Origin of the sequence: Kitasatospora sp. NPDC094016 (assembly GCF_040304045.1) — a bacterium.
Lineage (GTDB): Bacteria > Actinomycetota > Actinomycetes > Streptomycetales > Streptomycetaceae > Kitasatospora.
Genome location: NZ_JBEOUK010000009.1, coordinates 101,219 through 124,535, shown reverse-complemented (window position 1 = coordinate 124,535; position 23,317 = coordinate 101,219). Strand labels below are relative to the sequence as shown.

The window sequence follows — 23,317 nt, the reverse complement described above, 5'->3', positions numbered from 1 at the left end:
CACATGCTCCCGAGTACGAACGATCTCGTCAACCCAACCCCAACCCGAACCCCAACCCGAACCCCAACCCCAACACCCGACGGCCGGCCGCCGGGAGGGGTCCACTGGTGCCGGTCGCCGTGGTCGACCCGTCCGGGGAAGGGGAGCCGGCTCCGATCGTCGCCAGGTCAGGTGTTGGCCGAGTCGGTGATCCACCGCAGGACGTCCTCGGCGACCTCCACCGGGGCGCGGCCGGAGCTGGTGAAGGCCGTGGGGACGAGTTCGCGCAGTTCGTCGGCGTCCCGGAGGGCTTCCTCGACCTGCTCCGCGCTCCAGCCGCGGGCGGCCAAACGCGCGCGGCGGTCGTGGTCCGCGCAGTCCAGCCGTGCCCAGACGACCTCCGGGGCGTCCGGCACATCGGCCGCGGCAGCCTCCCACTCGGCCGGGGTGAGGGGGCAGGACACCAGGACGGGTCCGCCTCCCCGCGCGAGCATGCCTGCGATCCGCACCCACAGGCGGTTGTAGTCGGGCCAGCTGCCGGACGCGTCCGGGGAGGTGATGTCGATACCGAGCAACCGGCCGTCGTCGTCGGGCAGTTCGTCGAAGTCGACCACCGTGACGGACCGTTCCCGCAGTCGGCCCAGAAGTGTCGACTTGCCCGCCCCCGGTGCCCCGGTGATCAACCGCACCACAGACCTGACCATGACGATTCCGGCCCCGCTTCCGTCGATGACCGGCACCCCGGATCCCGAGTGCCCAGCCGACCATAGCGGGACACCTGCCCTTCGTCCCCCAGGATCCGGCCGGGCGCGCCGCCCTTCGGTGCCGCAACACCCGTGTTCTGTCGGCGAGTTCGCGTCGATCCGGCGACGAACCGGTCGGGGGCAAATCGCCGATCGGGCTGCGCCTCCCGGCCGGGCTGACGGAGACTGGTGCGCGGCACGGGGGCGGGGAAGCGGCGTGCCATCGGCTCGGCGGTGCCTCCGTGACGTCAACGAGAGACAGGAGCTGCACATCCCATGAGCAAGCGCACCTCTCGCACAGTCGCGGCGGCCGTCGCCGCCGCCACGGCCGCGGCCCTGGCCGTGGGTTCGGCACCGGCTGCGGTCGCCAACCCCTACCCCGGGGGTATCTCGGTGGGGTCGCCGCCCATCGAGCCCGGCACCTACTCCAGTGAGCTCAAGGCCGCCAACGGCAACGGGGACAGCGTCTCCTTCGTCATCGTGGGGGACCTCACCCGTGGCGAGAACATCAGGACGTACATGCTCCTCTGGAGGGCGGACTGGTCGACCGAATCACTCGCGCTGCTGCCGGGGGATGCCGGCGGCAGTCCGGTCGGGATCAACAACGCCCGTACCGTGGTGGGGACTTCCACCGCACAGGTCGGGGGCCGGCAGCACGCGGTGCGATGGGCTTCCCCGTCCACGCCGACCGAAATGCCTCCGCTGCCCGGCGACACGACGGCGGCCCCTGCCGCGATCGGTGACAACGGCACCGCGGTGGGGTCCTCCTGGGGCGAGGCGGGCGAGGCGGGCGAGGCGGGCGAGGCGGGCGAGGCGGGCACGGCGGGCACGGCGGGCGCGGCGGCCGCGAAACACGCCGTCGCGTGGCCGGCGAGCGGTGCACCCGTCGTCCTGCCGCCGTTGCCGGGTGACACCGAGAGCGAGGCCGTCGCCGTCAACAGCTCGGGTACGGCGGTCGGCTACTCGTACCCGGCCGGCGGTCCCGCCTCCCGTCGGGCGGTGGCGTGGAGCCCCGATGGGACCGTCACCGCGCTCGACGTGCCGGCGGGCTACGTGACCAGCAGCGCGGCCCGCATCACCGACTCCGGTGTCGTGATCGGGGCCGGCCGGCCGGGCGGTGAGCCGAGCGTGGACCACGCCCTCGTCTGGAACGCCGCCGGCGCCGTCTCCGACCTGGGGGCGGGCAGCCAGGCGACGGCCGTGAACAACGCGGGCACGGTGGTGGGCGGCGTGGGAGGACAGGCAGCGCGCTGGGCCGTCGACGGCACGCCTCTGCCGCTCGCGCCGACCACGCTCACGAGCGTCGCCACCGGTATCAACGACCAGGGCGTCATCGTCGGGTACACCAGCGACCCTTGGCCGGCCCGCGCCCAGCTCCGCGCGCGGCGCTGGAACCCCGACGGGTCCGTCATCGCGCTTCCCGAGTGGTCGAAGGACTTCCCGTACGCCATGCCGCTCTTCGTCACCGACAGCGGAATCGTCCTGGGTGAACTCCTCCTTCGAGGCCTCGCGGGCTACGGCAAGCCGTTGACCATGCGCTGGACCATGTAGCTTGCACGGCCCGGTGCCGTCCTGACCTGACCCGACCGCGGTGGGGCGTCACCCCGCTACCGGGGGAGCGCGTATCGGTGGGATGACCGATGTGCGAGGGGCGGGTGCGCGGACATAGTCCTCGGGAGAGCATTCCCGGGCGGCCGTGATGCGCCCGGTCTTCGAAAGGGGCCATTCTGTGCACACGTATGCGGACCTGGTGTTTCTCGACGGGCAGGTGGTCACGGTCGACGCGGAGTTCTCCGTCGCCTCGGCCCTGGCGGTGACCGGCGGGCTCATCAGTGCCGTCGGCGGGCGCGACGACGTCGCACCGCTCATCGGACCGGGCACCCGGGTCGTCGATCTGCGGAGGGCGACGCTGCTTCCCGGTATCAACGACTCGCATCTGCACGGATGTGCCTTCGGCATGGCGTCGCCGCCGCTCTCCCTCCACCTCGGCCACCCCACCGTGTCCTCTCTCGCGGACGTGGCCGAGGCGGTGCGGGAGGCCGTCGGCCGAGCCCCGGGCGGGCAGTGGATCACGGGGCACGGCTGGGACACCGGCTACCTCGACGAGTGCGTCGCCGATCCGGCGCGGATGCCCTCGCGGCGCGACCTCGACGCCGTGAGCCCGGACCACCCGGTCGTCCTGTACTCCTTCTCCGGGCACGCCACCTGGGTCAACTCCAAGGCGCTGGAGCTGATCGGGATCGACCGGCACACCGCCGCGCCGCCCGGCGGGGCCATCGTCGTGGACGAGGCGGGGGAGCCCACCGGACTGCTCCACGAGGGCGCCCAGGACCTCGTCCAGAACGCGCTGCCGGCGCTCAGCCGACAGGAACGGACCGACGCGGTCAGGTCGGCCCTCGCCACGCTCGCCCGGCTCGGCGTGACCAGTTACACCGAGCCCGGGCTCGGCCCCGGCGGCGACGGCATCATGCGGGGCGCGCTCGGCACGGAGACCCTCGACGTCTACCGCCGGCTGCTGGCCGACGGTGAACTGACCGCCCGCGTCGGCGTCCTGCTCCTGCCCACCGGAATGGCCAGTACCACCGAGGAGTTCACCCGCGGCCTCGCCGTGCTCACGGCCCTCGGCGAACCCTGCGAACCCGGCGAGCCCTGCGAACCCGGCGGGTCCGGTGGGTCAGGCGGGTCCGGCGAACCCCTCGAACCCGCCGCCCCCATGGGCGCCGATCCACGCCGCCTCGCGATCCACGGCGTCAAGGTCTTCGCCGACGGTGTCGTGCCCAACAAGACGGCCTGGATGCACGAGCCGTACGTCGGTGGCGGCTGCGGTTCGCTGTGCGTCGGCGGCCGCAGCGACACCGAGCGCAGCGCCGAGATCGCCGCCATCATCCGCCACGCCCACGCCGCCGGGCACCAGTTGGGCGTCCACGTCACCGGTGACCGGGCCATCGACACCGTCGCGGACGCCTTCGCCGCGGCCATGGCCGAGCACCCGCGGCCCGACGCCCGCCACTACGTCATCCACGGCGACTTCCTCACCGCGTACAGCATGAAGACGCTGGCCGCGCACGGCTTCGGCGTCAACATGAACCCCACCATCAAGTGGACCGTCGCCGACATGGAGGAGGACTTCGTCGGCGCCGAGCGGGCCGCCTACGCCTGGCCCTACCGGGACGCCATCGACGCCGGGGTGCGGGTCGCGAGCGGGTCGGACGCCCCGGTCACGTTCCCGGACTGGCGCCAGGGCGTGGCGACCATGGTGCTGCGCGAGTCGAAGGCCGACGGCCGGGTCAGCGGTCCCGAGCAGCGCATCGGCCTGGCCGAGGCGATCCGCACCTACACCATCGACGCGGCCTGGCAGGACTTCGCCGACGACTGGAAGGGCTCCCTGGAGGTGGGCAAGGTCGCCGACCTCTGTGTGCTGGACGGGGACCTGCTCGCCGCCGATGCCCACGACATCCCGGCGATGCCCGTCGTCCTGACCGTCGTGGACGGGCGGATCGTGCACGACACCCTGCGCGATTGACGCGACCCGGGCACATGATCATCCTTGGATGATGGCAACACGGCGCGGCGGTGCGGACATCCTGGAGGCGGCCCTGCGCGTGCGCGAGGCCGCCAGGAGCGCCACGAGCGGTGCGGGCGGCGTCGACGCGGTCCTGGCGGCGCTGTCGGAGGTGGTGGAGTACGACCACGCCTCCCTGACCGGGTGGGATCCGCTGCGCCGGCGCCACACCACCCTGGCCGGGAGCTACCCGGACGACGCCACGGCCTACATCGAGACCCGTCTGCACCGCGACCCGGTGTTCCCGGTGCTCCGCAGGCCGGCCCGGGGCGCCCTGTGGCTCGGGGACGTTCCCGGGCAACTCCTGGCGGCATCCCCGGGCTTCCGGGAGGTGCTGCGTCCCCTCGGCATCGAGGACGGCGTGGCCCAGTGCCTCTTCGCCGCCGACGGCCGGTACGTCGGCATGCTGAACGTCAGCACCCGCCGGCCTCGGCGCGCGCCCGATCCGGCGCGCGCCGTGGTCACCCTCCTCACCGAGGCCCTCGCCGCCGCCGTCACCGCCCACGCAGGCCCGCCGCCCGAGGCGTTCGCCGCGTCCGGCCCGGCCGCGAACGCACCCCGGCCCGGCGGGCTCTCGCCGCGCGAACTCCAGGTGCTGGCCGAACTGACCGCCGGCCGCACCAACCGGCAGATCGCCGGGCGCCTGCACATCACGCCCCGCACCGTCGGAACCCACATCGAGCACATCCTCGCCAAACTCGACGTGCCCAACCGCGCGGCCGCGGCCGCCCGGGCCGCCGCCTGGGGCATCGGCCCCGCCCGCTGACCCGGACCCACCGGCACGAACCGCCTCACCCGCCCCGTAGGCACACGCCCGCCCCGGCCCTGCCCGCCCCGGCCGGGCGGACGTGTGCCTACGGCCGGTACTGCTCGGCGAGGTCGCCGTAACCGCCGGCCGTCCAGACCGCCTTGCGGAAGTCCGCGAGGACGAGCGCCCGGGCGCCCTGCCCGGCGGTGGGCGGGAAGTGCGCGGTGCCGCACCGGGCGCAGTACCAGGCCTGGTTCCAGAGCCGCTCGGCCTGCGGCCGGCCCGCCAGACGCCGCCGCCGGCTGAGGAACAGCGCGGTCGCGCCCGCCAGCAGGGCGATCGCGGCGGCCAGGATCAGGTACGACCCCCAGAGCGGGACCAGGGCGTCGTTCGCGTCGGCGAGCGGGGCCGCCACGTGAGTGGCCGGGGAAGCCGGAGCGGCCTTCGGAAGGTAGCCCGGGAGGTCGGTGGGGAAGTCGTTCGGGAACCCCGGGTGCTTGGTCACCCAGTCCGGCGGCGAGAAATCGGGCCCCTGGTGGACGGGCGCGTCGCGCGCCATGGTGCCCTGGATGAACGTGAAGACCGCCCCGACCAGCGCCACGAAGCCGAGAGCCGCCAGCGCCTGGATCGCGGTGCTGGTCTTCGGCGGCGCGGGCGCCAGGGCCCGGCCGAGGACGGAGACCTCCTCGCGGGTCTCGGTGCGGCCGTCGCTGCCGGAGCTGCGCACGGCGACGTTGCGCCGCTCGCTCATGTGGACCGCCGGCACGCTGCGGACCTGGTCGGTCAGCCCGCAGCCGGGGCAGGGCGACAGGGTGCCGTGCGGCGGTGGTACAGGTACGGCGTCATTGATCGGCATATGTGGAAATCCCCCCATGAGTACGGCGGTTGGGTGACCGTCCGTATCCGGGTGGACGCCGCCGCACGGCTTCCGGTTGCGGCCCGCCCCACGATCTCTCCGCTCGGCCGCCCAGGCCGGACCACACCTGGTCGAAGCCCCGTCTCCAGCCGACCGCGGTGCCAAGCCGGCCGGCCGGGTCGGCGAGGATCCGCCCGTCGTCCTCGTGGCGGCAGCGAACGGCAAGGCTCGCAGCGCAGGGCGTGCATCCCGGTCTCGGCGTGCCGGCCCCACCACCGACGCCACCGTTCGTGACACCGCGCTGGCCGCGGCCTCCTTCTCACCACCGACAAGCGATGGCGCCGTCACCAAGGCCATCGACGCCCTGTACGACACCACCGGCCTCACCGTCCCGGCCGACGACGACCGCAGCCTCTGGACCACCGGACATCCCTGGCCCGGCCCGTACGGCGATCCAGGCAACCCGCCCTTGAGGTCACGTTCTTGACGCCTTGCTCCAGCCGCACCGGAGTTCGTCGGCGACGGCGAACATGCCGACAACGACAAGGCCGGCTTCGCGAGGGAACCGCGTACGCCGTCGCCACAGGCCCGTTCGACTGGGCTAGCCGTGCTCGGGTTCGTCGTGGATGGTCAGTGCTCCGGCGAGGTCGAGGTCGGCGACGGTGCCGTGTGCCCCGGCGCGGACGAGCAGCACTGCGCCGAGCGCGGTGCTCCAGAACGTCCTGGCTTCCACGTCGAGCGGTCGACGGACGCTCCAGCCGCGACCGTCGATGAGCTGGCTCACGAAGCGCTCGGATTGCCGGAACAGCAACTGGAGGTGCCGGTCGACGACGGGGGAGAGCTCGGGCTTGGAGATCCCGGCGGCGAGTGCCCGCGCGACCGACGGGAGCGAGGGCATGGCCAGGACGGCGCGGGCGATGTTGCGCCGAAAGGTCGTCGCATCGGGGGCCTGGCGGCCGATGCGCTCGATCCGTCGGGCGTCGTGCAGCAAGCCGAGAAAGGCGGCGTGCACGAGCAGCGAGTCCTTGGAGCCGAAGTAGTAGGTGACCTGGTTGGGGAAGGCGCCTGCCGCGTTCGCGATCTCCGCGACGCTCACCTCGGCCCCGGGCCGCTCCTTGCACAGCCGTGCGGTTGCCTCGATCAGCTGGCGTCTCGTCGCGCGACCGCGGTCACGCGACCGGGCCGGCGTTGGTCGGGCTTCGGTTCGCTTCTTCTCCACACCCTAATTGTATGTGATACAACTTGGACCGTTCGCTTGTATCGCATACAAGAAAGGTTGAAGGGCATGCACAGGACCGAAGTCGTCATCACCGGACTCGGCGCGATCACCCCACTCGGCGCAGACGTGGAGTCCACCTGGAAAGCCCTGCTCGCCGGCCGGTCGGGCATCCGCGGCGGCGCCCTGCGCGGCCACGAGGACACCGGCCTTCCCGACGCCGCCGCAGGAACGATGGCGATCGACCCCGCCGAGTCGCTGCCGCCGGTGCAGGCCAGGCGGCTCGACCGCTCGCAGCAGGCAGCCTTCATCGCAGCGGCCGAAGCCTGGGCCGACGCCGGCGCCCCGCAGGTGGACCAGGACCGGCTCGCGTCAGCGATCGGCACGGGCATCGGGGGCGTACGGACACTGCTGAAGGAAGACGACGTACTGGAGACGGCCGGGACGCGGCGCGTCTCGCCACGCACGGTACCGATGCTCATGCCCAACGCGGCAGCGGCGCTGATCAGCATCGAATACGGCGCACGGGCCGGGGCCTACACCCCTGTCTCGGCATGCTCCTCCGGCGCCGAGGCGATCGCCCTGGGGGCCAGACTCATCCGCGCCGGCGAAGCCGACGTGGTCATCGCGGGCGGCACCGAGGCCGCGATCACCCCGATCACCGTCGCCGGCTTCGCCCAGGCACAAGCACTCTCACGGCACACCGCCGACCCCGCCTCAGCCTCCCGCCCCTTCGCCGCGGACCGCAGCGGATTCGTCCTCAGCGAAGGCGCCGCCGTCCTGGTACTCGAAAGCGCCGAGCACGCCGGTCGCCGACACGCACACGTCCACGCCGTACTCGCAGGAGCCGGCATCGCCGCCGACGCCCACCACATCACGGCACCCGCCCCCGACGGCTCCGGCCAGGTCGCCGCCATGCGCAAGGCCCTCACCCAAGCCGGTTTGACTCCCGAACAGATCAGCCACCTCAACGCCCACGCCACCGGGACTCCGGCCGGCGACATCGCCGAGGCACGCGCGATCAGGGAGGTCTTCGGCCGCGCCACCGTGACAGCCCCCAAGGCGGCACTCGGTCATCTCTTCGGCGCGGCCGGTGCGATCGAGGCGCTCATCGCCGTCCTCAGCGTGGAGCACGGCGTCATCCCGCCGACCCGCAACCTCACCGAGGCCGGTGTCGGACCCGACATCGATCTCGATGTCGTCACAGCGCGACGAGATGTCCCCCAGGAGGCCGTGCTCAGCAATTCATTCGGTTTCGGCGGACAGAACGTCTCACTCATCGTCACCCGCGCACAACCCCGAACGTCCCGTACGGCCTTGACGACACCATGACCACGCGGGCCCACCACTGTCCGTTAGAGGGCCGCCACCGATTGATCGAACGTCGAAGGACTCGTCCGATCGCGCATGTCACCGCAGAGCTGGGGATTTCCCGAGCAACGGCGCCGAAGCGGGTGAACCGGCCCCGGCGACACGGCGAACACCATCAGCCGAGCACGACGCCAGCCGACGTGGTCCGGACATCCTGGCAGCGTGACGGTCACGGATGAGCGGCCCGCCCCTCTTCCCCGGCCGGGGGCCTGGCCTGCAAGCAGCAGGGGCGGGCACAGTGATATCAACGCAACTGGGCCAAACGGGTCACGTGCGACAACCGCAAGCTGTGGACCACGTTGTCGCCGACGATCAGGCTGCCCGGCCGGGTCAGCCGCAGGGCCCACTCCGGGTACTCCGGATCGGACGGCTTGTCGGCGTCGATGAAGACCAGATCGAACGGCTCCTGGCCCTCCTCCTGCATCTCCTTCGCCAGCAGCGGCAGGGTCCGCGCCGCCAGGCAGGCCCTCGCGCACCTGGACGACGCCGTCGAGCCTGGCGCGGGCACGCCTACGCTCCCGCGCGGCCCTGGCCCCGACCGCGCGGATCGTGGCCGTGCGTGGCCGCGTATGCGAGGACCGGCATCACCCGTTGCGTGCCGCCGCCGCCGCCGACGACGATGACGGCGTGCGGTCGCCGGCGGTGATGTCGGAGTACGGTCATCCGAGCATGACGAACGCCCCGCACCAGGCCGGTACGGGGCGTCGTGCTGAGAAAGTCAGGCGGGGCGGATGTGCTCGGCCTGGGGGCCCTTCTGGCCCTGGGTGACGTCGAAGGTCACCTTCTGGCCCTCCTGGAGCTCACGGAAGCCCTGCGCGTCGATGTTGGAGTAGTGGGCGAAGACGTCGGCGCCGCCGCCGTCCTGCTCGATGAAACCGAAGCCCTTTTCGGCGTTGAACCACTTCACGGTGCCGGTGGCCATGTGCTGCTCCCTGGTCGGGGACGGGATACGCGCTGGTGCGTACCCCTGGGGTTGAGGTGATCGCCCTGGTCCTCCGACTGCTGGTGTTGCTGCACTTCGGATCCACGACTGCTTACTCAGACCGTACCCACGACAGCAGAGATCATGCAGCCGCTCGCCCGGGCCGGCGAGGGGGAGCGGTTTCCCGGCGCGTCCCCGTTCAACGGACTGACCGGCCTCGGTGGCCGCCCGTCGCGGGGGACGGACAGCGCGGCACCCTGACCACCGCCACCCGGGCCCTCGACCTCGGCCGCGTCCGATCCGTCTGGTACCGCAGCCCCTCCACGTACGGGCCCCGGCCGGGATGGCGGGGCAGGACGCGGCGTTCTGCCTGGCCCGGGCCCACTGGGGGGTCGGCGCCGTCTACAAGCCGCTGTGGAACGGTCCGTACCGGGGAGAGGACGGCCGAGCCGCGCAGGCCTGGGTGTCCGAGGTGAGGCCGCAGAAGATCACCGGGGCGGTCGCGGCCTGCCCCCACCTGTTCCAGGCCAGCATGGACAAGGCGTACGACGTGCGCCTCACCGCCGTCGGGACCCGGGTGTTCGCGGTCCGGATCGACAGCCCCGACCTCGACTGGCGCCGCCGGCAGAACCGCTCTTTGATTAGCGGAGTCCCCAATTCCTTGACAGTTCATGCGAATTATCACCACCATTGGCGGTGGTCGCCGCGAGTCCCGGCCGACCGCCCCCACACGCACCGAAGGAGACAGACATGCGGAAGATGACGACCCGTAAGTCCGGCACCGTCGCACTGACCGGCAACGCCCGCCGGCTCTGGTTGGAGTGGTGCTGGTAACTCCGGCGCACCACTGACACCGGTGGTGCGCCAGGGCGCTCGGAGTGCCCTGGCGCGCCACCGGTCAGCCGAGGTCCCGGAGCGACGGCCCGCACGGGCCCGTCGACACGGGAAGGACCCGTCGACACGAGAAGGGGATGAGTCGAGCATGCGGCACGTCTGGCTGGAAGCACCGCTGCCCCGGGACCGGTGCGCGGCGGCCGCCGGAGCCGACGGGCTCCTGGGCTCCTTCGACTGCCGGGTCTGGCAGCGCGGACCCTACGGCGGGGTCGGCGAATTCGTCCGCCGTCTCGTCCTCGACCAGGGGCAATCCCCGCTGGTGGTCCGGCATCAGGTCGAACTCATCTGCGCAGTGAGGGACTTGAAGCCGACGATGCCGTGGGCCACCGAGGCGGTCACGGCCCTGGACGCCGCGGACGTCCAGATCAGGTTCCATCCGGCCCGGCGCACCCGCTATCTCGCCTACGGGATAGCCGAGTTCGTCGCAGCCTGGTCGGAGGGGCTCCGGTCGCCGGCCGCCGTCGTGCTCGACCGGGTGGACCAGGCGGACGCCACCACCGTCGAACTCGTCGACACCCTGCTACGACGCGTCGACCCGTCTCGGCTGAGGCTGTACGTCGGCGGCGCCTCGCTGCCCGCCGCGCTCAAGGAGGCCGTCGCCGAGTACTCCCGGCCCCTCACCACCGGCCCGCCCCGACCGGCCACCGAGCACGTCACCGCGGTCCACGATCCCACCGCGGTCCACGACCCGACCGCGGTCCACGATCCCACCGCGCACCACGACCCGACCGCGGTCCACGATCCCACCGCGCACCACGACCCGACCGCGGTCCACGACCCCGCCTGGCACGACGAGCGCGCCGACGAACTGGCCGCGACCGGCGAGTGGTCCTGGCAGCTGGGCGCGATCCCCTACCACCGCGAGCGCGGCACCCGCCCGGCCACCGACGGCGTCGAAGCGCTGCGCACCGCGCTCGGCCTGGCCCTGCACAGCGGCTTCTACGAGCACGCCGTCCGGCTCGCCGGGCGCGGCCTGCCGCTGGTCACCCCGGCGGGGGACACGCGGAACTGGTGGGCCTTCACCACCATGCTGGCCACCGCTCTGACCGCCCTGGACCGCCCGGCCGAGGCGCTCGCGCTCTACGACCACGCCCGGCAGGTCACCGACGAGCCGAGGATCCACCTGTCCGCGGCCTACTCCACCGCCATGCTCCACGCCCGCCACCTGCCGTCGCCCGCCCGGGACCTCACGGTCGCCCGCACCTGGCTGGACCGCGCCCTCACCCTCGCCGGACAGCTCGACGACCCGCGCGAACGCACCGTCACCACCGTCTTCCACCGCCAGGGCCTGGCCCTGCTGGACAGCCGTGCCGGCGACCACCCGGCGGCGCTGCGGACGGTCGAGGACGGTATCGCGAAGCTCGCCGAGACCCTGGCACCCGGCGAACGCCCCCAGGACCGCGCCCGGCTGGTGCACAACCGGGCCCAGCTGCACCTCGCGCTGGGCGATCCGGCCCGGGCGCTCGCCGACCTCGACACGGTGATCGCGCAGGACCCGCAGAACGCGGAGTACTACGTCGACCGGGCCGCCCTCCACCGGGCCACCGGACGGCCGGACGACGCGATCGCCGACTACGACACCGCGATCCGCCTCGGCCCGCATCTCCCCGAGGCGTACTACAACCGCGCCGAGACCCACACCGACCTGGGCCGGCCGGAGGCGGCCCTGGCCGACCTGGACCGGACCCTGCGCATTGACCCCGGCCACCTCGACGCACTGGTCAACCGGGCCGGCCTGTACCTGGACGACGGTGAACTCGACCTCGCCGAACGCGACGCACACGCGGGCCTGGGCCGGTCGCCCGGCCAGCCGCACCTGCTCTGCGTGCTCGGTCTGGTCGAGTCCGAACGCGGCCGGCTCCCCGAGGCCGAGGCCCTGCTCACCCGGGCCGTCGAGCACGCCCCCGACCTGCCGACCGCCTGGGCCAACCGCGCGACGATCCGCTTCAAACGCGGCGACACCCCCGGTGCCATCGCCGATCTGGACCGCGCCATCGCCCTGGACCCCGATCCCGTCGCCCTCTACAACCGGGGGCTGGCCCACCGCGGGCTCGGCAACCGGGCCGCCGCCGCCGAGGACTTCACCCGCGCACTCGCCGCCGACCCCGGCCCGGACCTCGAACTGCGCGCCGAACTGCTCCGGGAACTGGCCTCCTGCACCTCGCCCGCGCCGGGCTCTCCTCTCCCGGCCCCCGGACCGCCCCCAAGCGATTCCCCCTGCCGCTGACCACCGCCCCCCGCAGTGCGGCGACGAGTTCGCCCACGGACACGGCACGCGTCACCGCCGCTGCCACGGCTACGGTCCGGTCCGGTCCGGGCCTCGGTCACTCAGCGGGACCGGGAGAACCCGCCGGGTGCCGCACGGTTCTGCGGCACGGCCTCCGGGGCACGATCGTCACATGCGAATCCTCGTTCTCGGCGGGTCGGTGTTCCTCGGCCGCGCCTTCGTCACGGAGGCCCTGGCCCGGGGCCACGAGGTCACCGTGTTCAACCGAGGCCGTTCCGGACCCGACCTGCCGGGCACCGTGACGGTGCGCGGCGACCGCCACAATGCCGGTGACCTGGCCGCGTTGGTCGAGCGGGCGCCGGGCCCCGACCGGGCCTGGGAGGCGGTGATCGACACCAGCGGCCAGCAGCCGCACGCCGTCGCCACCTCGGCCCGGTTGCTGCGCGAGCACGCGAGCCACTACGCCTTCGTCTCCTCGGTCCACGCCTTCGCCCGATGGCCCGACCGGCCGGTCGACGAGGGCTCGCCGCTGCACGACTGCCCGGCCGACTCGCCGCCCGGCCTGCCGTTCGGCACCGCGCTCAAGGCGGGCTGCGAGCGGGCGGTGCTCGAACAGTTCGGCGCCGATCGATCGACCGTCCTCAACTGCGGTCTGCTGATCGGCCCGCACGAGAGCATCGGGCGGCTGCCCTGGTGGTTGGAGCGGACGGCGCGCGGCGGGCGCGTGCTGGCCCCCGGCAGGCCGGATCTGCCGATCCAACTGGTCGATGCCCGGGACTTTGCCGCCTTCGGGCTGGACCTGGGGGAACGCGGCGTCGGCGGCCGGTTCGTGACCACCTCGCTGCCGGGGTCGAGCACCTACGGCGAACTGCTCACGGCCTGTGCGGCGGCCAGCGGTTCGAACGCCGAACTCGTCTGGGTTGAGGACCAGCGGCTGCGCGCGGCCGGCGTCCGGCCGTGGAGCGAACTCCCACTCTGGTACCCGGAGTTCGATGACAACGGGAGCGCCGGCGCGAGCTGGCGGGCGGACTCCCGGGCAGCCGCGGCGGCCGGGCTGCGCTGTCGCCCGCTCGCCGAAACGGTGCATGACACCTGGGCCTGGCTGCAGGAACGCGGCCCGCGCGAGGAGCCCTACACCCAGGGCCTACAGGGCGACGTGCTCGGCATCGATCCGCAGAAGGAGCGCCGGATCCTGGCGGGCGAACTCTGACGGCGGACCCTGACGGCGAACTCTGACGGCGAACTCGAGAACGGGCACCCGGTGCCGAGAACGGACACCGGGCACCCCGCTACGACGTCGGCAGGACCGTCCGGCGCCCCGAGGTGCTGAGACGCCGGTGGCCCCGGAAGATCCTGACGGACGGAGAACGCGCTCAGTTCGGGCAGATGCCGCGGGTGTAGTCGACCGTGGCGGCGGCCTGCGAGTAGCGCCACTCGGGTGCCAGCAGGTTCGCGTCGAGCTGGGCGGCCGCGTCCGGGCTCTCCACCAGGTAGCCGAAGTCCTGCAGCCAGGCGGGGTAGAGGTTCTTCGAGCCGACGAAGAACGCCGAGCCGTCGACCGCGACGACCTTGTGGTGCAGTGCGTACGGGTGACCGTCGGCCCAGGTCGCGGTCGGCGCCGCGCGGAAGGAGGCGAGCTGGAGGTTCCGGCACATGGTGGCCTTCGCACCGGACGCGTCGCCGGTCCGGGCCGCCAGCCGGGCCTGGAGCGCGTCGCTGATCTCGGAGAGGGATTTGATCTGCGAGTAGCCGCCGCTGCCGACCGTGCCGCGGTTGGCCGGGTCGCTCACCACGATGCGCACCTTCACGCCGGCGGTGAGCTTGGCGGCGAGCAGGTCGTAGAGGCGCAGGTCGTAGCGCGGCAGCGGCGGGCAGGTGCCGTTCAGGTCCTGCTGGGAGATCTCTATGTGGCTGGTGGCGCCGGCCACCAGGGCCCGGAGCGCGCTCTCCTCGGGGTTGACCGTCTCGTAGTCGCGGTCGCCGTTGGTGTTGTCGTGCAGGGCGACCAGGCCGCACTTGGCGTCGGCGGCGGCCGGCAGGTCCGGCTGGTAGGTGGAGGCCGGGTCTGCGCTCCGGATGCCGACGCCGAGGCCGCCGATCGCGATCACCGGCAGGTTGCCGGTGGCCGGCACGGGGCCGGGGTTGGCGTCCTTCTCCAGGTTCGGCAGGCAGGGCGCGCCGTTGCTGGAGGCGAACCAGGCACTCGACAGCACTCCGGTGTTCTTGCAGGTCCAGCCCCACAGGGTGTCGAGGTAGGAGCCGGCCGAGGCGGCGGCGGGGCCGGTCAGCGCGAGGTCGACGTCGGACACCGGGTGGGTGGTGTCGATGTAGTCGTCCTTCCAGTTGTTGATGCCGCCGGTGATCACGCTGCGGCCGTCCACCACCAGCAGCTTGGAGTGGTTCCAGGACAGGGCGGTTTTCGAGGTGGTCATCGAGGCGACGTTCAGCGTGACGCCGGCGGCGGCCGGGCCGAGCCGGGCCAGCAGGTCGTCCCGGTAGCTGGTCGGCAGCGCGGTGATGTTGTAGAGGGGGGCGGCCCCCACCAGGACCCGCACGGTCAGCTTGTTGCCCGCCGCCACCGAGGCCTTCAGGCCCGAGACGATCGCGTCCTGGAACGCGCCGTTGGGGAACGGCGCGAGGGTGGAGATGTCGACGGTGCGGGTCGCGCCGGCGATGTTCGCCGTCATCTTGGCCAGCAGCTTGTCGGTGCCGGCCCGGTCGGTGCAGTTCGGGTCGCCCCAGCAGTTCGGGGTCTGCAGCAGCCAGCCGGCCGGGTCACCGGCGGGGGCGTCCAGGTTGTTGCCGCCGGTGCGCTGCCAGACCGTCCCCTCCAGGCCGGGCGAGACCTGACGCAGCATCTGCTCGACGACGTCCAGGTGCGGGGTGCCGGTGGCGGCAGGCGCCGCCGGGGCGGGTATCCGCGTGTCGGCGGAGGCGGAGGCGAAGGCGGGTGCGGCGGGCAGTGCTGTCAGCGCTGTGCCGAGGGTGAGGGCGGCGGTGAGCGTGGTGCGGGCGGAGCGGCTGAGGCGGGGGGACGGACGACGGGGCACGGGCAATCCTTCAAGAAGTGGCAATGTTCACCTGAAAGGCCCCTTAAAAATACCTGATAGTAACTTGAAGATGTGTCAGGGGCCTGTCGGGATCAGCCCGCTGGGGCTGCCGGCCCGGCTGTGCCGAGATCGCTCGTCGTCGGCAGGTGTCCGGAGACGGGGAGGAATTTCTTTCCGATCACCTGCAACCTTTGGCCGGGCTCCACGTCTATGGCAGTGAGAAGCGGGGCCGTGGGCGCCCCCGGCCGCACACAAACCTGCTGCGGCCCGCTCGCCATCAGTCATTCAGTCATCAGCCATCAGCGCGCTGCTGCGGCCTGCCCGCAGAACGGTTTCAGGGGAGAACTGTGTCCACCATCGTTCATGTTCGTCGTACCCGTCGTGCCATCGTCGTCGCCGCCGCCCTCGGCGTCGCCGCAGTCTGCGGATCGGTCGTGGCCGCCGCCCCGGTGGCCTTCGCGGGAGAGCCGTCGCACACCTCGCTCTCCGTCGAGGCCCCGGCCTCGGTCGGATTCGCCGGTGGGCCGGTCGAGTTCACCGAGGACATCACCAACTCGGGCCAGGAGAGCACCGGTTACAACCTGGAGCTGCGGACCGTCACCGACGTCGGAACGCCGCCGGACGCGATCGTCATCGACTTCAGGGACCCGGCCGACGGTACGTGGAAGTCGGTGCCCCTGGTGATGACCGCCACCGCCGGAGGCGTCGTGTACGACGGGACGGTGCTCGGGCTCACCGTCCCGGCCGGGCGGACCCTCAGGGTCGACCTGCGGATCGGCGCGCCGATGGGCCTGCCCCACAACGGCGCCACCAACGGCGGCTTCCGATCCATCGCCCTGCATTCCGCCGTCGTCGTCGACCCCCTCGAGCCGGTGCAGGCCGAGGTGACCAGCACGATCAAGGTCACCTCGATCACGAGCTCGCTCGACCACGTGCCGGCCACCGCCGTCGCGGGCGGCGCGCCGGTCGAGTTCGACGCCACCCTCGACAACCCCACGCCGTCCGACTACACCAACCTCGGCAACGTCCTGTTCGTGGACCGGTACGCGACCGTGCAGGTGCGTACGGCGGACGGGGCCTGGCGGACGCTGGACAAGGTGGCCGGAATCGCGCCCGACGACCCGGACGGCGTGTACCTCCAGGGGCGTGACTCCAGCCTCCGGTCGGGTGGCAAGGCCGTCGCCCGGGTGCGGGTGTCGTACGACGCGAAGACTCCGGCGGGCGCCACCACGCTCGGCCCGTGCGTGTTCGTCAACGAGGGCGAGCCGTTCCGGGGAACCACGAACTGCGGTACCCGCTCGACGATTCAGATCCTGCCCGCCGCCACGAAGGCGCCCGAGCCGAGCCCGTCCTCCTCCTCCTCCTCCTCGGCGCCGTCGGCCCCGGTGTCCTCGGCCCCGTCGGCCCCGGCCGGCGCCGCCGTGCCGGTCTCCGCGTCCTCCCCGAGCGCCCCGAGCGCCTCGGCTCCGGCGGACCCGTCCACCACCTCCACCGCGCCGTCCGTCCAGCAGGCCCGCGTCGCCGACGTCGCGCAGCCTGCCGCGCCGTCGTCCGTCCAGCTCGCCTCCACCGGGGCCGACCACACCGCGGGCCTCGCCTTCGGCGGCCTCGCCCTGACGGCCGCCGGGGCCGGCGCTCTCTGGCTGCGCCGGGTGCTGCGCCGGGCCTGAGCGCGCACGGGGAAACCGAACGCGAAGGAGCCCGCCATCCTCCCCGGGTGGCGGGCTCCAGCCGCGGGCGGCACGTCGGGCGCGCGGCGTCGGCGCCGGCCCAGGCACGGTCCTCGTCCGCCCCGCGTCCTCGTCCGCCCCACACCCGCTGCCCGCATCCCCGGAAATCCGGTGGGAGGCACCCGTCGCGGCAGGTCAGAATGGTCGCATGCCGCACGAAGTCGAACAGTTGCTCGCCGACCTCGACCTGCTCCCTCACCCGGAGCGTCAACGGCTCGTCGCCCGCAGGGCCCGGGAGCTCGCCGTCGACGGCGAGCTCCCGGGCCTGCTGCTCGACCTGGAGCGCTCTGGTCTGTACGGTCGGCGGCTGGCCGCGCTCGCCGCGTCGGCCGGCTGCGCCACCGACTACCTCTCCGAGCGGCTGACCGACCCCGACCCGGTGGTCCGGGGGTACGCCCTGCGCGCCGCCCGCACCCAGGGCGTCCCGGACGAGGCGATCGAGGCGGCCTTCACCGGCGCCTCCTGCACCCTGCGCCGGCAGTTGGCCCGGGTCGTCCGGCACGGCCGCCGGCACCGGCTGGCCGAGCGACTGGTGGGCCGCCTGCGCGCCGAGTGGGGCGATGCCGAGGCCGCCCGGCTGCTCTCCGCCTGCAGCCCCGCCTTCGTCGAGCGGACCCTGCCCGACCTCGCGCACGCCGTACCGCTCGCCCCCCTCGCCGCGCGTTTCCCGGACGAGGTCCTGGCCTACCTGGAGCGGCTCCTCGCCGAGCACCCCGAGACGCTGAGGCTCGGGCAGTGGCCCGCCCTCGCCGACGCCCTCGGCGCCACCGTGCGAGCCCGCCCCGAACGGGTCCTCGACCTGCTGGAGCGGTTCGGGCCCGATATCCCGCTGCGCCGCGACCATCTGCCGCCGCTGGCCGCCACGGACGCCGAACGCACCGTCCGGCTCCTCGCCGACCCGCGGCGCGGCGCGGTCGGGCCGTACACCACGCCGCCGACGAGCGGCACGCTGCGCCGGCTGGTGCGCGCCGACCCGCTCTCGCTCGCCGCCCTGGGCCGCCACTGGCTGGCCGCACCCCGCTGCTTCGCCGCCCTGTTGCGTGCTCTCCCTCCGGGCCGGCGCGACGCGTTCCTCGACCTCGTGTACGCCGGAGCCCTCCCACGGGAGGCCGAACTCTCCCTCCTGCTGCCGCTGTTCCCGCACGCCCGCCGCCACGCCGAGGCGCGGCGGCAGGTCGCCGCGCGCCGCGCGGAGGGCCGCCCCTGGGCCCGGATCGCCCTCGCCTTGGCGTATCTGCCCACCGAGGAGGCCCAGCCGGAGCTGCGGGCCGCTCTCTCCCGCCCGGACGCCGACGACCGCTCCGCCGCCTGGACGGCCCTGTTCGCCAACGCCGCCGCTTCGGACGACGGGGCCGCCGTCCAGGACGCGCTCGGTCTGCTGCCGCGGCTGCGCAACGAGCAGGACCCGGTGCGCTGCGCGGCGCTGACCGCACTCGTCCAGGTGCCCGCCCGGCTGCTGACCCGGGCGGCGGTGCCCCTCCTCGACGCCGGCGTCCAGGACGCGGTCGACGCCCGTGACTGCTCGTACGCCACCCGCGCCGCTCTGCAGCGGCTGGTCGCCGAGGTCCTGCGCGAGCACGCCGTCGCCGACGGCGCCGAGCTGGTCGAGTGGGCGCTGCGGAGCCTGCGCAGGATCGCCGGGCAGACCGGCACGGTCGAACTCGGCCGACTGGAGCACCGGCTGCGGCGAGGCCAGGAGCACGCGGTGTTCGCGACCTTGCGGCCGTGGCTGGACACCATGGCCGACACCGCGGAGTACTGGCTGCTGTTCACCCTGGCGCGCTCGCTCGGCCGACGGGCCCACAACATCCCCGAGCTGCAGGAACTCCTCCTGCACGCCCTCCAGTTCGGGTCGGACGGCGCGTTCACCACGGCCGCCGCCCTCTGGCTGGACGACCCGCGCACCCGCGGCGCCCGGGTCGCCGAGATCCTCGAACTCGAGCCCTCCGCCGCCGTCCTGCCACCGGTGCAGGGCGTGTTGGTCGAGCGGCGCACCGACCTGCTCGACCCGCTGCTCGCCCCCCTGCCGCCGTACGGGCGGTTCCTCAGGCGGTCGAAGCGGGCGACCCTGCCGCCCACCTGCTCGGCGAGCCGCTGGACACCGCGCCAGTGGCAGGCCGCCGCCCGCCTCGCCGCCACGGCGGCGAGCGATCCCACGGTGCCGCTGCACGGGCGGGCCGCGGCCGTCCACGCCGCCGCCGCGATCCCGCAGTACGGCGAGGCGGTCGTCCGCGCCCAGCTGGACTCCGCCGAGGTGGTGCTCGCCGAGGCGGCGCTCGCCGCGCTGGCCTGGACGGACCGGCCCGCCGACGCGCTGCGCGATCTGCTGGCCCACGCGGGCGGCGATCGCGCCCGGGTCGCGGTGTACGCGGCCACCCGGGCCGCCCGGTTCGTCCCGCCGGGCGAGCTCGCCGAGCGGCTCGGCGAGCTGCTGTCCCAGACGCGGGGCAGCAAGGTGACCAGCCGCAAGGAAGCCGTGCGGCTGGCCGCCGAGCACCTGCCGCCGTCGGCCGCCGCCGACCTGCTCGTCGCCGCGTACCGTGCCGAAGGCCAGCACCACGACGTGCGCGCCGCGGCGGTCGCCTTCGCGACCGGCCTGCTGGACGCCGAACCCGTCTGGGAACTGCTCGCCGACGCCGCCGGGCAGGCTCCGCCGTCCGTGCGCCGCGCCGTGCTACGGGCCGACCCGGGGCATCTGCCCGAGACCCACCGGGCCCGCTACGCCAGGCTGGTGGCCTCCGTCGCCGCCGCGCCGGAGCCGGAAGTCGCCGCACCCGCCCTCGCCGCGCTGCCGCGGTGGGCGGCCTGGGCCCCGGAGACCGCGGACACGGCGCGGCGGGCCGTCACCGACCCGGCCAACCGGGGCGGCTGGCAGGAGGCGGCGGGCGCCGTCCGTGCGCTCGCCGCCTCCGGGCTGCCGCACCCGCTCGGCGGCGCCGCCCCTGGCAGCCTGCTGCACCGCACCCTCGCCGAACTCGCCGCCGCCGCACGGACGGACGACCTCGACGCCGAGGGCGACCAGGACCTTCCGGCCCGCCGGAGGCTGGCGCACCTCACCGATCTCCCCGCCGACGACCGCCACCGGCCGCTGCTGGCCGGCGCCGCCGACCTGCTCGCGGACGAACCCGACCTGGCGGGCATCAGGGCCGCCGCGCTGCGCCGACTGGTGGACCCCACGGCCGGGCCGCAGGCGCTGGCGGCCGCGCTCGGCGTGCTCGCCGACGCCCACCGAGGCCGGCCGGCGGCGGCCGCGCTCACCGCGCTGGCGCTGTTGCGGGAACACGCCTCGGGCCCGCTGCCGCCGCCCGGGACGATCGATGTGCTGGCCCGGACCGCCCGCCGGGACGGGGACACCGGCCCGGCTGCCGGACTGTTCGCCACGGCGCTGACGGAGGCCTTCGGGGACCGCCTCGGCTGGCCCCAGGAGTGGCGGGCCCTGTTGCGCGGGCTGCGCGGCCACCCCTCGGCGGACGTCCGCGAGCGCGCCCTCGCGGTCGTCACGCACCGGGAGTGACCTGCTGCACGCACCGGGAGTGACCTGCGGCCGGGCCGTCCGGCGCGCGGCGCCTCGACGAAGCGGGCGGCCCCTGGAAACCGCCATGCGAACGGGGCCGCCCGGGGAGCCGGTCGGCGTCAGTCGCAGTGCGGCAGGGACTCCTGGCTGCTGTCGTAGCTTCCGTTGGAGAAGTTCCACGTGACGGTCTGACCGTTGCAGTTGTGGCCGCCGGCGGTGAAGTTCCAGTTGCCGTGGTAGAGACGGGTGTTCGACACGCCGGTCACCGGAATGAATCCGGAGTCCCACCACCACGAGCCGACGTTCGGCTGGGGCGAGCCCGTGTTCGAGTTGTGGTTCGAGCTGGACTTCACGTCGATCAGGCCGCCGTGCCAGTTGCCGTTGACGTAGTTGGTGTTCCACAGGTTGATCTCGGTGTAGGCCTGCTTGCTGCAGGAGTTCCACGCGAGGTAGGCCCGACCGATCGACTGGCCGCCGGCCACGATGGTGCGGGCGGGTCCGAGCACCTGGCCGCAGTCGGCCGCGCCGGCGGTTCCCGCTCCGACCGTGGCGAACGTGAGGCTGCCCGCAATGACGGTGAGCACGGCCGAGGCGGCGCGCAATCGCGTGCTGATCCGCATGACTCTCCTTGGGAAGAGCTTCGAGGTGACTGTGGGTCACCCGTTGGCACCAATGCTTCCACCGGACGTGCACACGGTCCATAGGAAGGACGTCAAGGGTCCGCTGGGACGGGTTCACCCGGACGCTGCGACGAGGATGGCGCCGGGCCGGGCCGCCGGGACGCAGAGTAGATAGTCCGATAATCATGGCGCGAAAGGGACGTGGCAGTGTGCGCAAGAGCCGGAGCGGGACTCAGGCTGGGATCCGTCCTGGGCGGCCTGATGCTGACGGCGTGTTCGACCCCCGCCCCGCAAGCCGTGGACGGCAGCGCCGGAGAGCCTCGCGGCAGCGCGGTGGTCATCGCGGCTGATCAGGCGCCCGGGCAGGCAGCCGTGCCGGGTGATGCGTCGGGTGATGCGGCCGACCCGGGGTCCGGGCAGGCCGGCGTCCGGGGCAGTGCGTTGATCGTCGCGGTCGATCAGGCGTCCCGGCAGGTTCTCGTCCTGGACGGCGAGACGGCGCGGGAGGCCGGACCCGAGGCCGACCAGTTACCGGTGGTGTGGTCGTGGACCGCTGACGGCGACGACCGGCTGGCCGACCTGGAGCCGGCCCGCAGCTGGGCCAGGCCCACCGAGGCCAGGGACGTGGTGCTCGACGGTGAAGGCTCCCTCCTGGTCACCGCCTCGGGTGGCCTGGCAGCCCTGGTCGACACGGCGACCGGCACGCCGATCTGGGCCACCGACCTCGGCACCTCCGCCAACCCCCACAGCGCGGAGCTCCTACCGGACGGCAACGTCGCCGTGGTCGCCAGCACCGGCGGCTGGGTGCGGCTGTACGCGGCCTCGGAGGGGCCCCGCAGCACCACCTACACCGAGCAGGAACTCGACGGGGCCCACGCCGTGCAGTGGGACGAGAGCGCGCAGCTGCTCTGGGTGCTCGGGGACGACACCCTGCTGGCCCTTCGGGTCGGTGGCACGCCCGACATCCCGTCCCTCACCCCCGAACGCAGCATCCCCCTTCCGGAAGTCGGGGGACACGACCTCGCACCCGTGCGCTCCGCGCCGGGGACGTTCTGGCTCAGCACCGGCGACCGCCTGTGGCGCTACGACTCACACCTCGACCGCTTCGAGGCCGTCGGGCTGGGCGCGGAGGACTCGGCCCGCGGAATCAAGAGCGTGGGCAGTGAGCCCGTCACCGGTCGCCTGCTCACCATCACGCCCGATCACGCGGGGACCTGCTCCTGGTGCACCTCCGCCGTCACCTTCCACCACCCCGACGGGACGCTCGCCCTGACCGGAACCGAGCTGTACAAGGCCCGCTGGTGGACCACGCCGCTGCCAGGTCCGGGCCCGACGAACCGATCCCGGTAGCGCGCTCCTCCGGCAGCCGCGGGCCACGCTCGACGCCGAGGCGGGGCCTGCGGCATCCTCGCCGCCACTGCCGCCGCCGGCCACGCCGAGTGGCAGCGCATCAGCGACCACAACCGGCCCCGCCCCGGCCTGCCGGGCCTCGCCCGTGTCAGCGTGGGAGAAGGGACTGCACCAGGTCGTTCGCCGAAATGAGCCCCAGCCCCGGGACGGTGTCCCGCAGCACCTTCACGGCCCGGACCGGGTCCAGCGCGGGGTCGACGTCCGCCGCGGACAGGATCCGGCCTGCCCACCGGCTGACACGCTCCTCGTCCGCCACGATCACCTGGCGATCCACCACGCGCAGGGCCGCTTCCAACCCGGGCCGCTCCGCCGCGCCCGCCGTCCGTATTTCCGCCAGGAGCTCGGCACGGACGTCGTCCAGGTCGTGCAGGACCACGACGGGGTGTGTGGTGTTGGTGAACATACGAGTTCTCCGATCAGAGCGCGAAGCAGAGCGCGAAGCAGAGCACGAAGCAGAGCACGAAACAGGGCAGGA

Annotated in this window: 16 protein-coding genes and 1 pseudogene; 9 read left to right on the top strand and 8 right to left on the bottom strand. The window is 73.5% G+C overall.

Features of this window, described 5'->3' with window-relative positions:
* Nucleotides 1-167: 167 nt before the first annotated feature.
* Nucleotides 168-683 (bottom strand): AAA family ATPase, encoded by a 516-nt coding sequence (locus tag ABT015_RS11890; protein ID WP_350878635.1) that lies wholly within the window; start codon nt 681-683, stop codon nt 168-170.
* Between the two features lie 315 nt (nt 684-998).
* Here ABT015_RS11890 and ABT015_RS11885 point away from each other — a divergent pair, with 315 nt between their 5' ends.
* The 3 genes from ABT015_RS11885 to ABT015_RS11875 all read left to right on the top strand — a co-directional run bounded on the left by ABT015_RS11885 (nt 999) and on the right by ABT015_RS11875 (nt 5,050).
* Entirely contained in the window at nt 999-2,273 is a 1,275-nt protein-coding gene (locus tag ABT015_RS11885; RefSeq protein WP_350878634.1) for a hypothetical protein, read from the top strand.
* Nucleotides 2,274-2,451: 178 nt separating this feature from the next.
* Nucleotides 2,452-4,245 (top strand): amidohydrolase, encoded by a 1,794-nt coding sequence (locus ABT015_RS11880; protein WP_350878632.1) that lies wholly within the window; start codon nt 2,452-2,454, stop codon nt 4,243-4,245.
* Between the two features lie 28 nt (nt 4,246-4,273).
* Entirely contained in the window at nt 4,274-5,050 is a 777-nt protein-coding gene (locus ABT015_RS11875; RefSeq protein ID WP_350878631.1) for a helix-turn-helix transcriptional regulator, read from the top strand.
* A gap of 88 nt (nt 5,051-5,138) precedes the next feature.
* Here the strand turns inward: ABT015_RS11875 and ABT015_RS11870 are convergent, their stop codons facing one another.
* Together ABT015_RS11870 and ABT015_RS11865 are read right to left on the bottom strand one after the other, a co-directional pair.
* Nucleotides 5,139-5,888, bottom strand: coding sequence for a hypothetical protein (locus tag ABT015_RS11870; RefSeq protein WP_350878630.1), 750 nt, complete (start codon nt 5,886-5,888; stop codon nt 5,139-5,141).
* Between the two features lie 601 nt (nt 5,889-6,489).
* Nucleotides 6,490-7,107 carry a TetR/AcrR family transcriptional regulator gene (locus ABT015_RS11865; RefSeq protein WP_350878629.1) on the bottom strand — a complete coding sequence of 206 codons (618 nt, stop codon included), beginning with the start codon at nt 7,105-7,107 and terminating at the stop codon, nt 6,490-6,492.
* Nucleotides 7,108-7,173: 66 nt separating this feature from the next.
* Here ABT015_RS11865 and ABT015_RS11860 point away from each other — a divergent pair, with 66 nt between their 5' ends.
* Nucleotides 7,174-8,436: a beta-ketoacyl-[acyl-carrier-protein] synthase family protein gene (locus ABT015_RS11860; protein ID WP_350878628.1), complete on the top strand. Its 1,263-nt coding sequence runs from the start codon at nt 7,174-7,176 to the stop codon at nt 8,434-8,436.
* Nucleotides 8,437-8,767: 331 nt separating this feature from the next.
* Here ABT015_RS11860 and ABT015_RS11850 read toward each other — a convergent pair.
* Nucleotides 8,768-8,932, bottom strand: a pseudogene (locus ABT015_RS11850) (methyltransferase); the annotation flags it as partial.
* A gap of 261 nt (nt 8,933-9,193) precedes the next feature.
* A complete protein-coding gene (locus tag ABT015_RS11845; protein WP_184941582.1) occupies nt 9,194-9,397 on the bottom strand; it encodes a cold-shock protein in 204 nt (67 codons plus the stop codon).
* 982 nt (nt 9,398-10,379) lie between these two features.
* Here ABT015_RS11845 and ABT015_RS11840 point away from each other — a divergent pair.
* Complete coding sequence (locus ABT015_RS11840; RefSeq protein ID WP_350878627.1) at nt 10,380-12,518, top strand: tetratricopeptide repeat protein; 2,139 nt, start codon at nt 10,380-10,382, stop codon at nt 12,516-12,518.
* Nucleotides 12,519-12,690: 172 nt separating this feature from the next.
* Nucleotides 12,691-13,728, top strand: a complete 1,038-nt coding sequence (locus ABT015_RS11835; protein ID WP_350878625.1) for an NAD-dependent epimerase/dehydratase family protein — start codon at nt 12,691-12,693, stop codon at nt 13,726-13,728.
* A gap of 163 nt (nt 13,729-13,891) precedes the next feature.
* On the opposite strand, the gene ABT015_RS11830 is transcribed toward ABT015_RS11835, so the two are convergent.
* The gene (locus ABT015_RS11830) at nt 13,892-15,568 is read right to left on the bottom strand and encodes a phospholipase D-like domain-containing protein (protein ID WP_350878623.1); all 1,677 of its coding nucleotides are present in this window, start codon (nt 15,566-15,568) and stop codon (nt 13,892-13,894) included.
* Between the two features lie 347 nt (nt 15,569-15,915).
* Here ABT015_RS11830 and ABT015_RS11825 point away from each other — a divergent pair, with 347 nt between their 5' ends.
* Both ABT015_RS11825 and ABT015_RS11820 read left to right on the top strand, forming a co-directional pair.
* Nucleotides 15,916-17,238 (top strand): hypothetical protein, encoded by a 1,323-nt coding sequence (locus ABT015_RS11825; RefSeq protein WP_350878622.1) that lies wholly within the window; start codon nt 15,916-15,918, stop codon nt 17,236-17,238.
* Between the two features lie 208 nt (nt 17,239-17,446).
* Entirely contained in the window at nt 17,447-20,812 is a 3,366-nt protein-coding gene (locus ABT015_RS11820; protein ID WP_350878621.1) for a hypothetical protein, read from the top strand.
* A gap of 119 nt (nt 20,813-20,931) precedes the next feature.
* On the opposite strand, the gene ABT015_RS11815 is transcribed toward ABT015_RS11820, so the two are convergent.
* Nucleotides 20,932-21,432 (bottom strand): hypothetical protein, encoded by a 501-nt coding sequence (locus ABT015_RS11815; protein ID WP_350878620.1) that lies wholly within the window; start codon nt 21,430-21,432, stop codon nt 20,932-20,934.
* Between the two features lie 441 nt (nt 21,433-21,873).
* Here ABT015_RS11815 and ABT015_RS11810 point away from each other — a divergent pair, with 441 nt between their 5' ends.
* Nucleotides 21,874-22,782: a DUF6528 family protein gene (locus tag ABT015_RS11810; RefSeq protein WP_350878619.1), complete on the top strand. Its 909-nt coding sequence runs from the start codon at nt 21,874-21,876 to the stop codon at nt 22,780-22,782.
* A 148-nt stretch (nt 22,783-22,930) separates the two neighbouring features.
* Here ABT015_RS11810 and ABT015_RS11805 read toward each other — a convergent pair whose 3' ends face one another.
* On the bottom strand, nt 22,931-23,245 hold the full coding sequence (locus ABT015_RS11805) for a hypothetical protein (protein ID WP_350878618.1): 315 nt from the start codon (nt 23,243-23,245) through the stop codon (nt 22,931-22,933).
* Between the last annotated feature and the right edge of the window lie 72 nt (nt 23,246-23,317).

Bases quoted from the DNA above. Each gene is read 5' to 3' on its own strand.
- ABT015_RS11890 (WP_350878635.1), bottom strand. From the start codon at position 683: ATGGTCAGGTCTGTGGTGCGGTTGATCACCGGGGCACCGGGGGCGGGC.
- ABT015_RS11885 (WP_350878634.1), top strand. From the start codon at position 999: ATGAGCAAGCGCACCTCTCGCACAGTCGCGGCGGCCGTCGCCGCCGCC.
- ABT015_RS11875 (WP_350878631.1), top strand. From the start codon at position 4,274: ATGATGGCAACACGGCGCGGCGGTGCGGACATCCTGGAGGCGGCCCTG.
- ABT015_RS11870 (WP_350878630.1), bottom strand. From the start codon at position 5,888: ATGCCGATCAATGACGCCGTACCTGTACCACCGCCGCACGGCACCCTG.
- ABT015_RS11860 (WP_350878628.1), top strand. From the start codon at position 7,174: ATGCACAGGACCGAAGTCGTCATCACCGGACTCGGCGCGATCACCCCA.
- ABT015_RS11845 (WP_184941582.1), bottom strand. From the start codon at position 9,397: ATGGCCACCGGCACCGTGAAGTGGTTCAACGCCGAAAAGGGCTTCGGT.
- ABT015_RS11840 (WP_350878627.1), top strand. From the start codon at position 10,380: ATGCGGCACGTCTGGCTGGAAGCACCGCTGCCCCGGGACCGGTGCGCG.
- ABT015_RS11835 (WP_350878625.1), top strand. From the start codon at position 12,691: ATGCGAATCCTCGTTCTCGGCGGGTCGGTGTTCCTCGGCCGCGCCTTC.
- ABT015_RS11820 (WP_350878621.1), top strand. From the start codon at position 17,447: ATGCCGCACGAAGTCGAACAGTTGCTCGCCGACCTCGACCTGCTCCCT.
- ABT015_RS11815 (WP_350878620.1), bottom strand. From the start codon at position 21,432: ATGCGGATCAGCACGCGATTGCGCGCCGCCTCGGCCGTGCTCACCGTC.
- ABT015_RS11805 (WP_350878618.1), bottom strand. From the start codon at position 23,245: ATGTTCACCAACACCACACACCCCGTCGTGGTCCTGCACGACCTGGAC.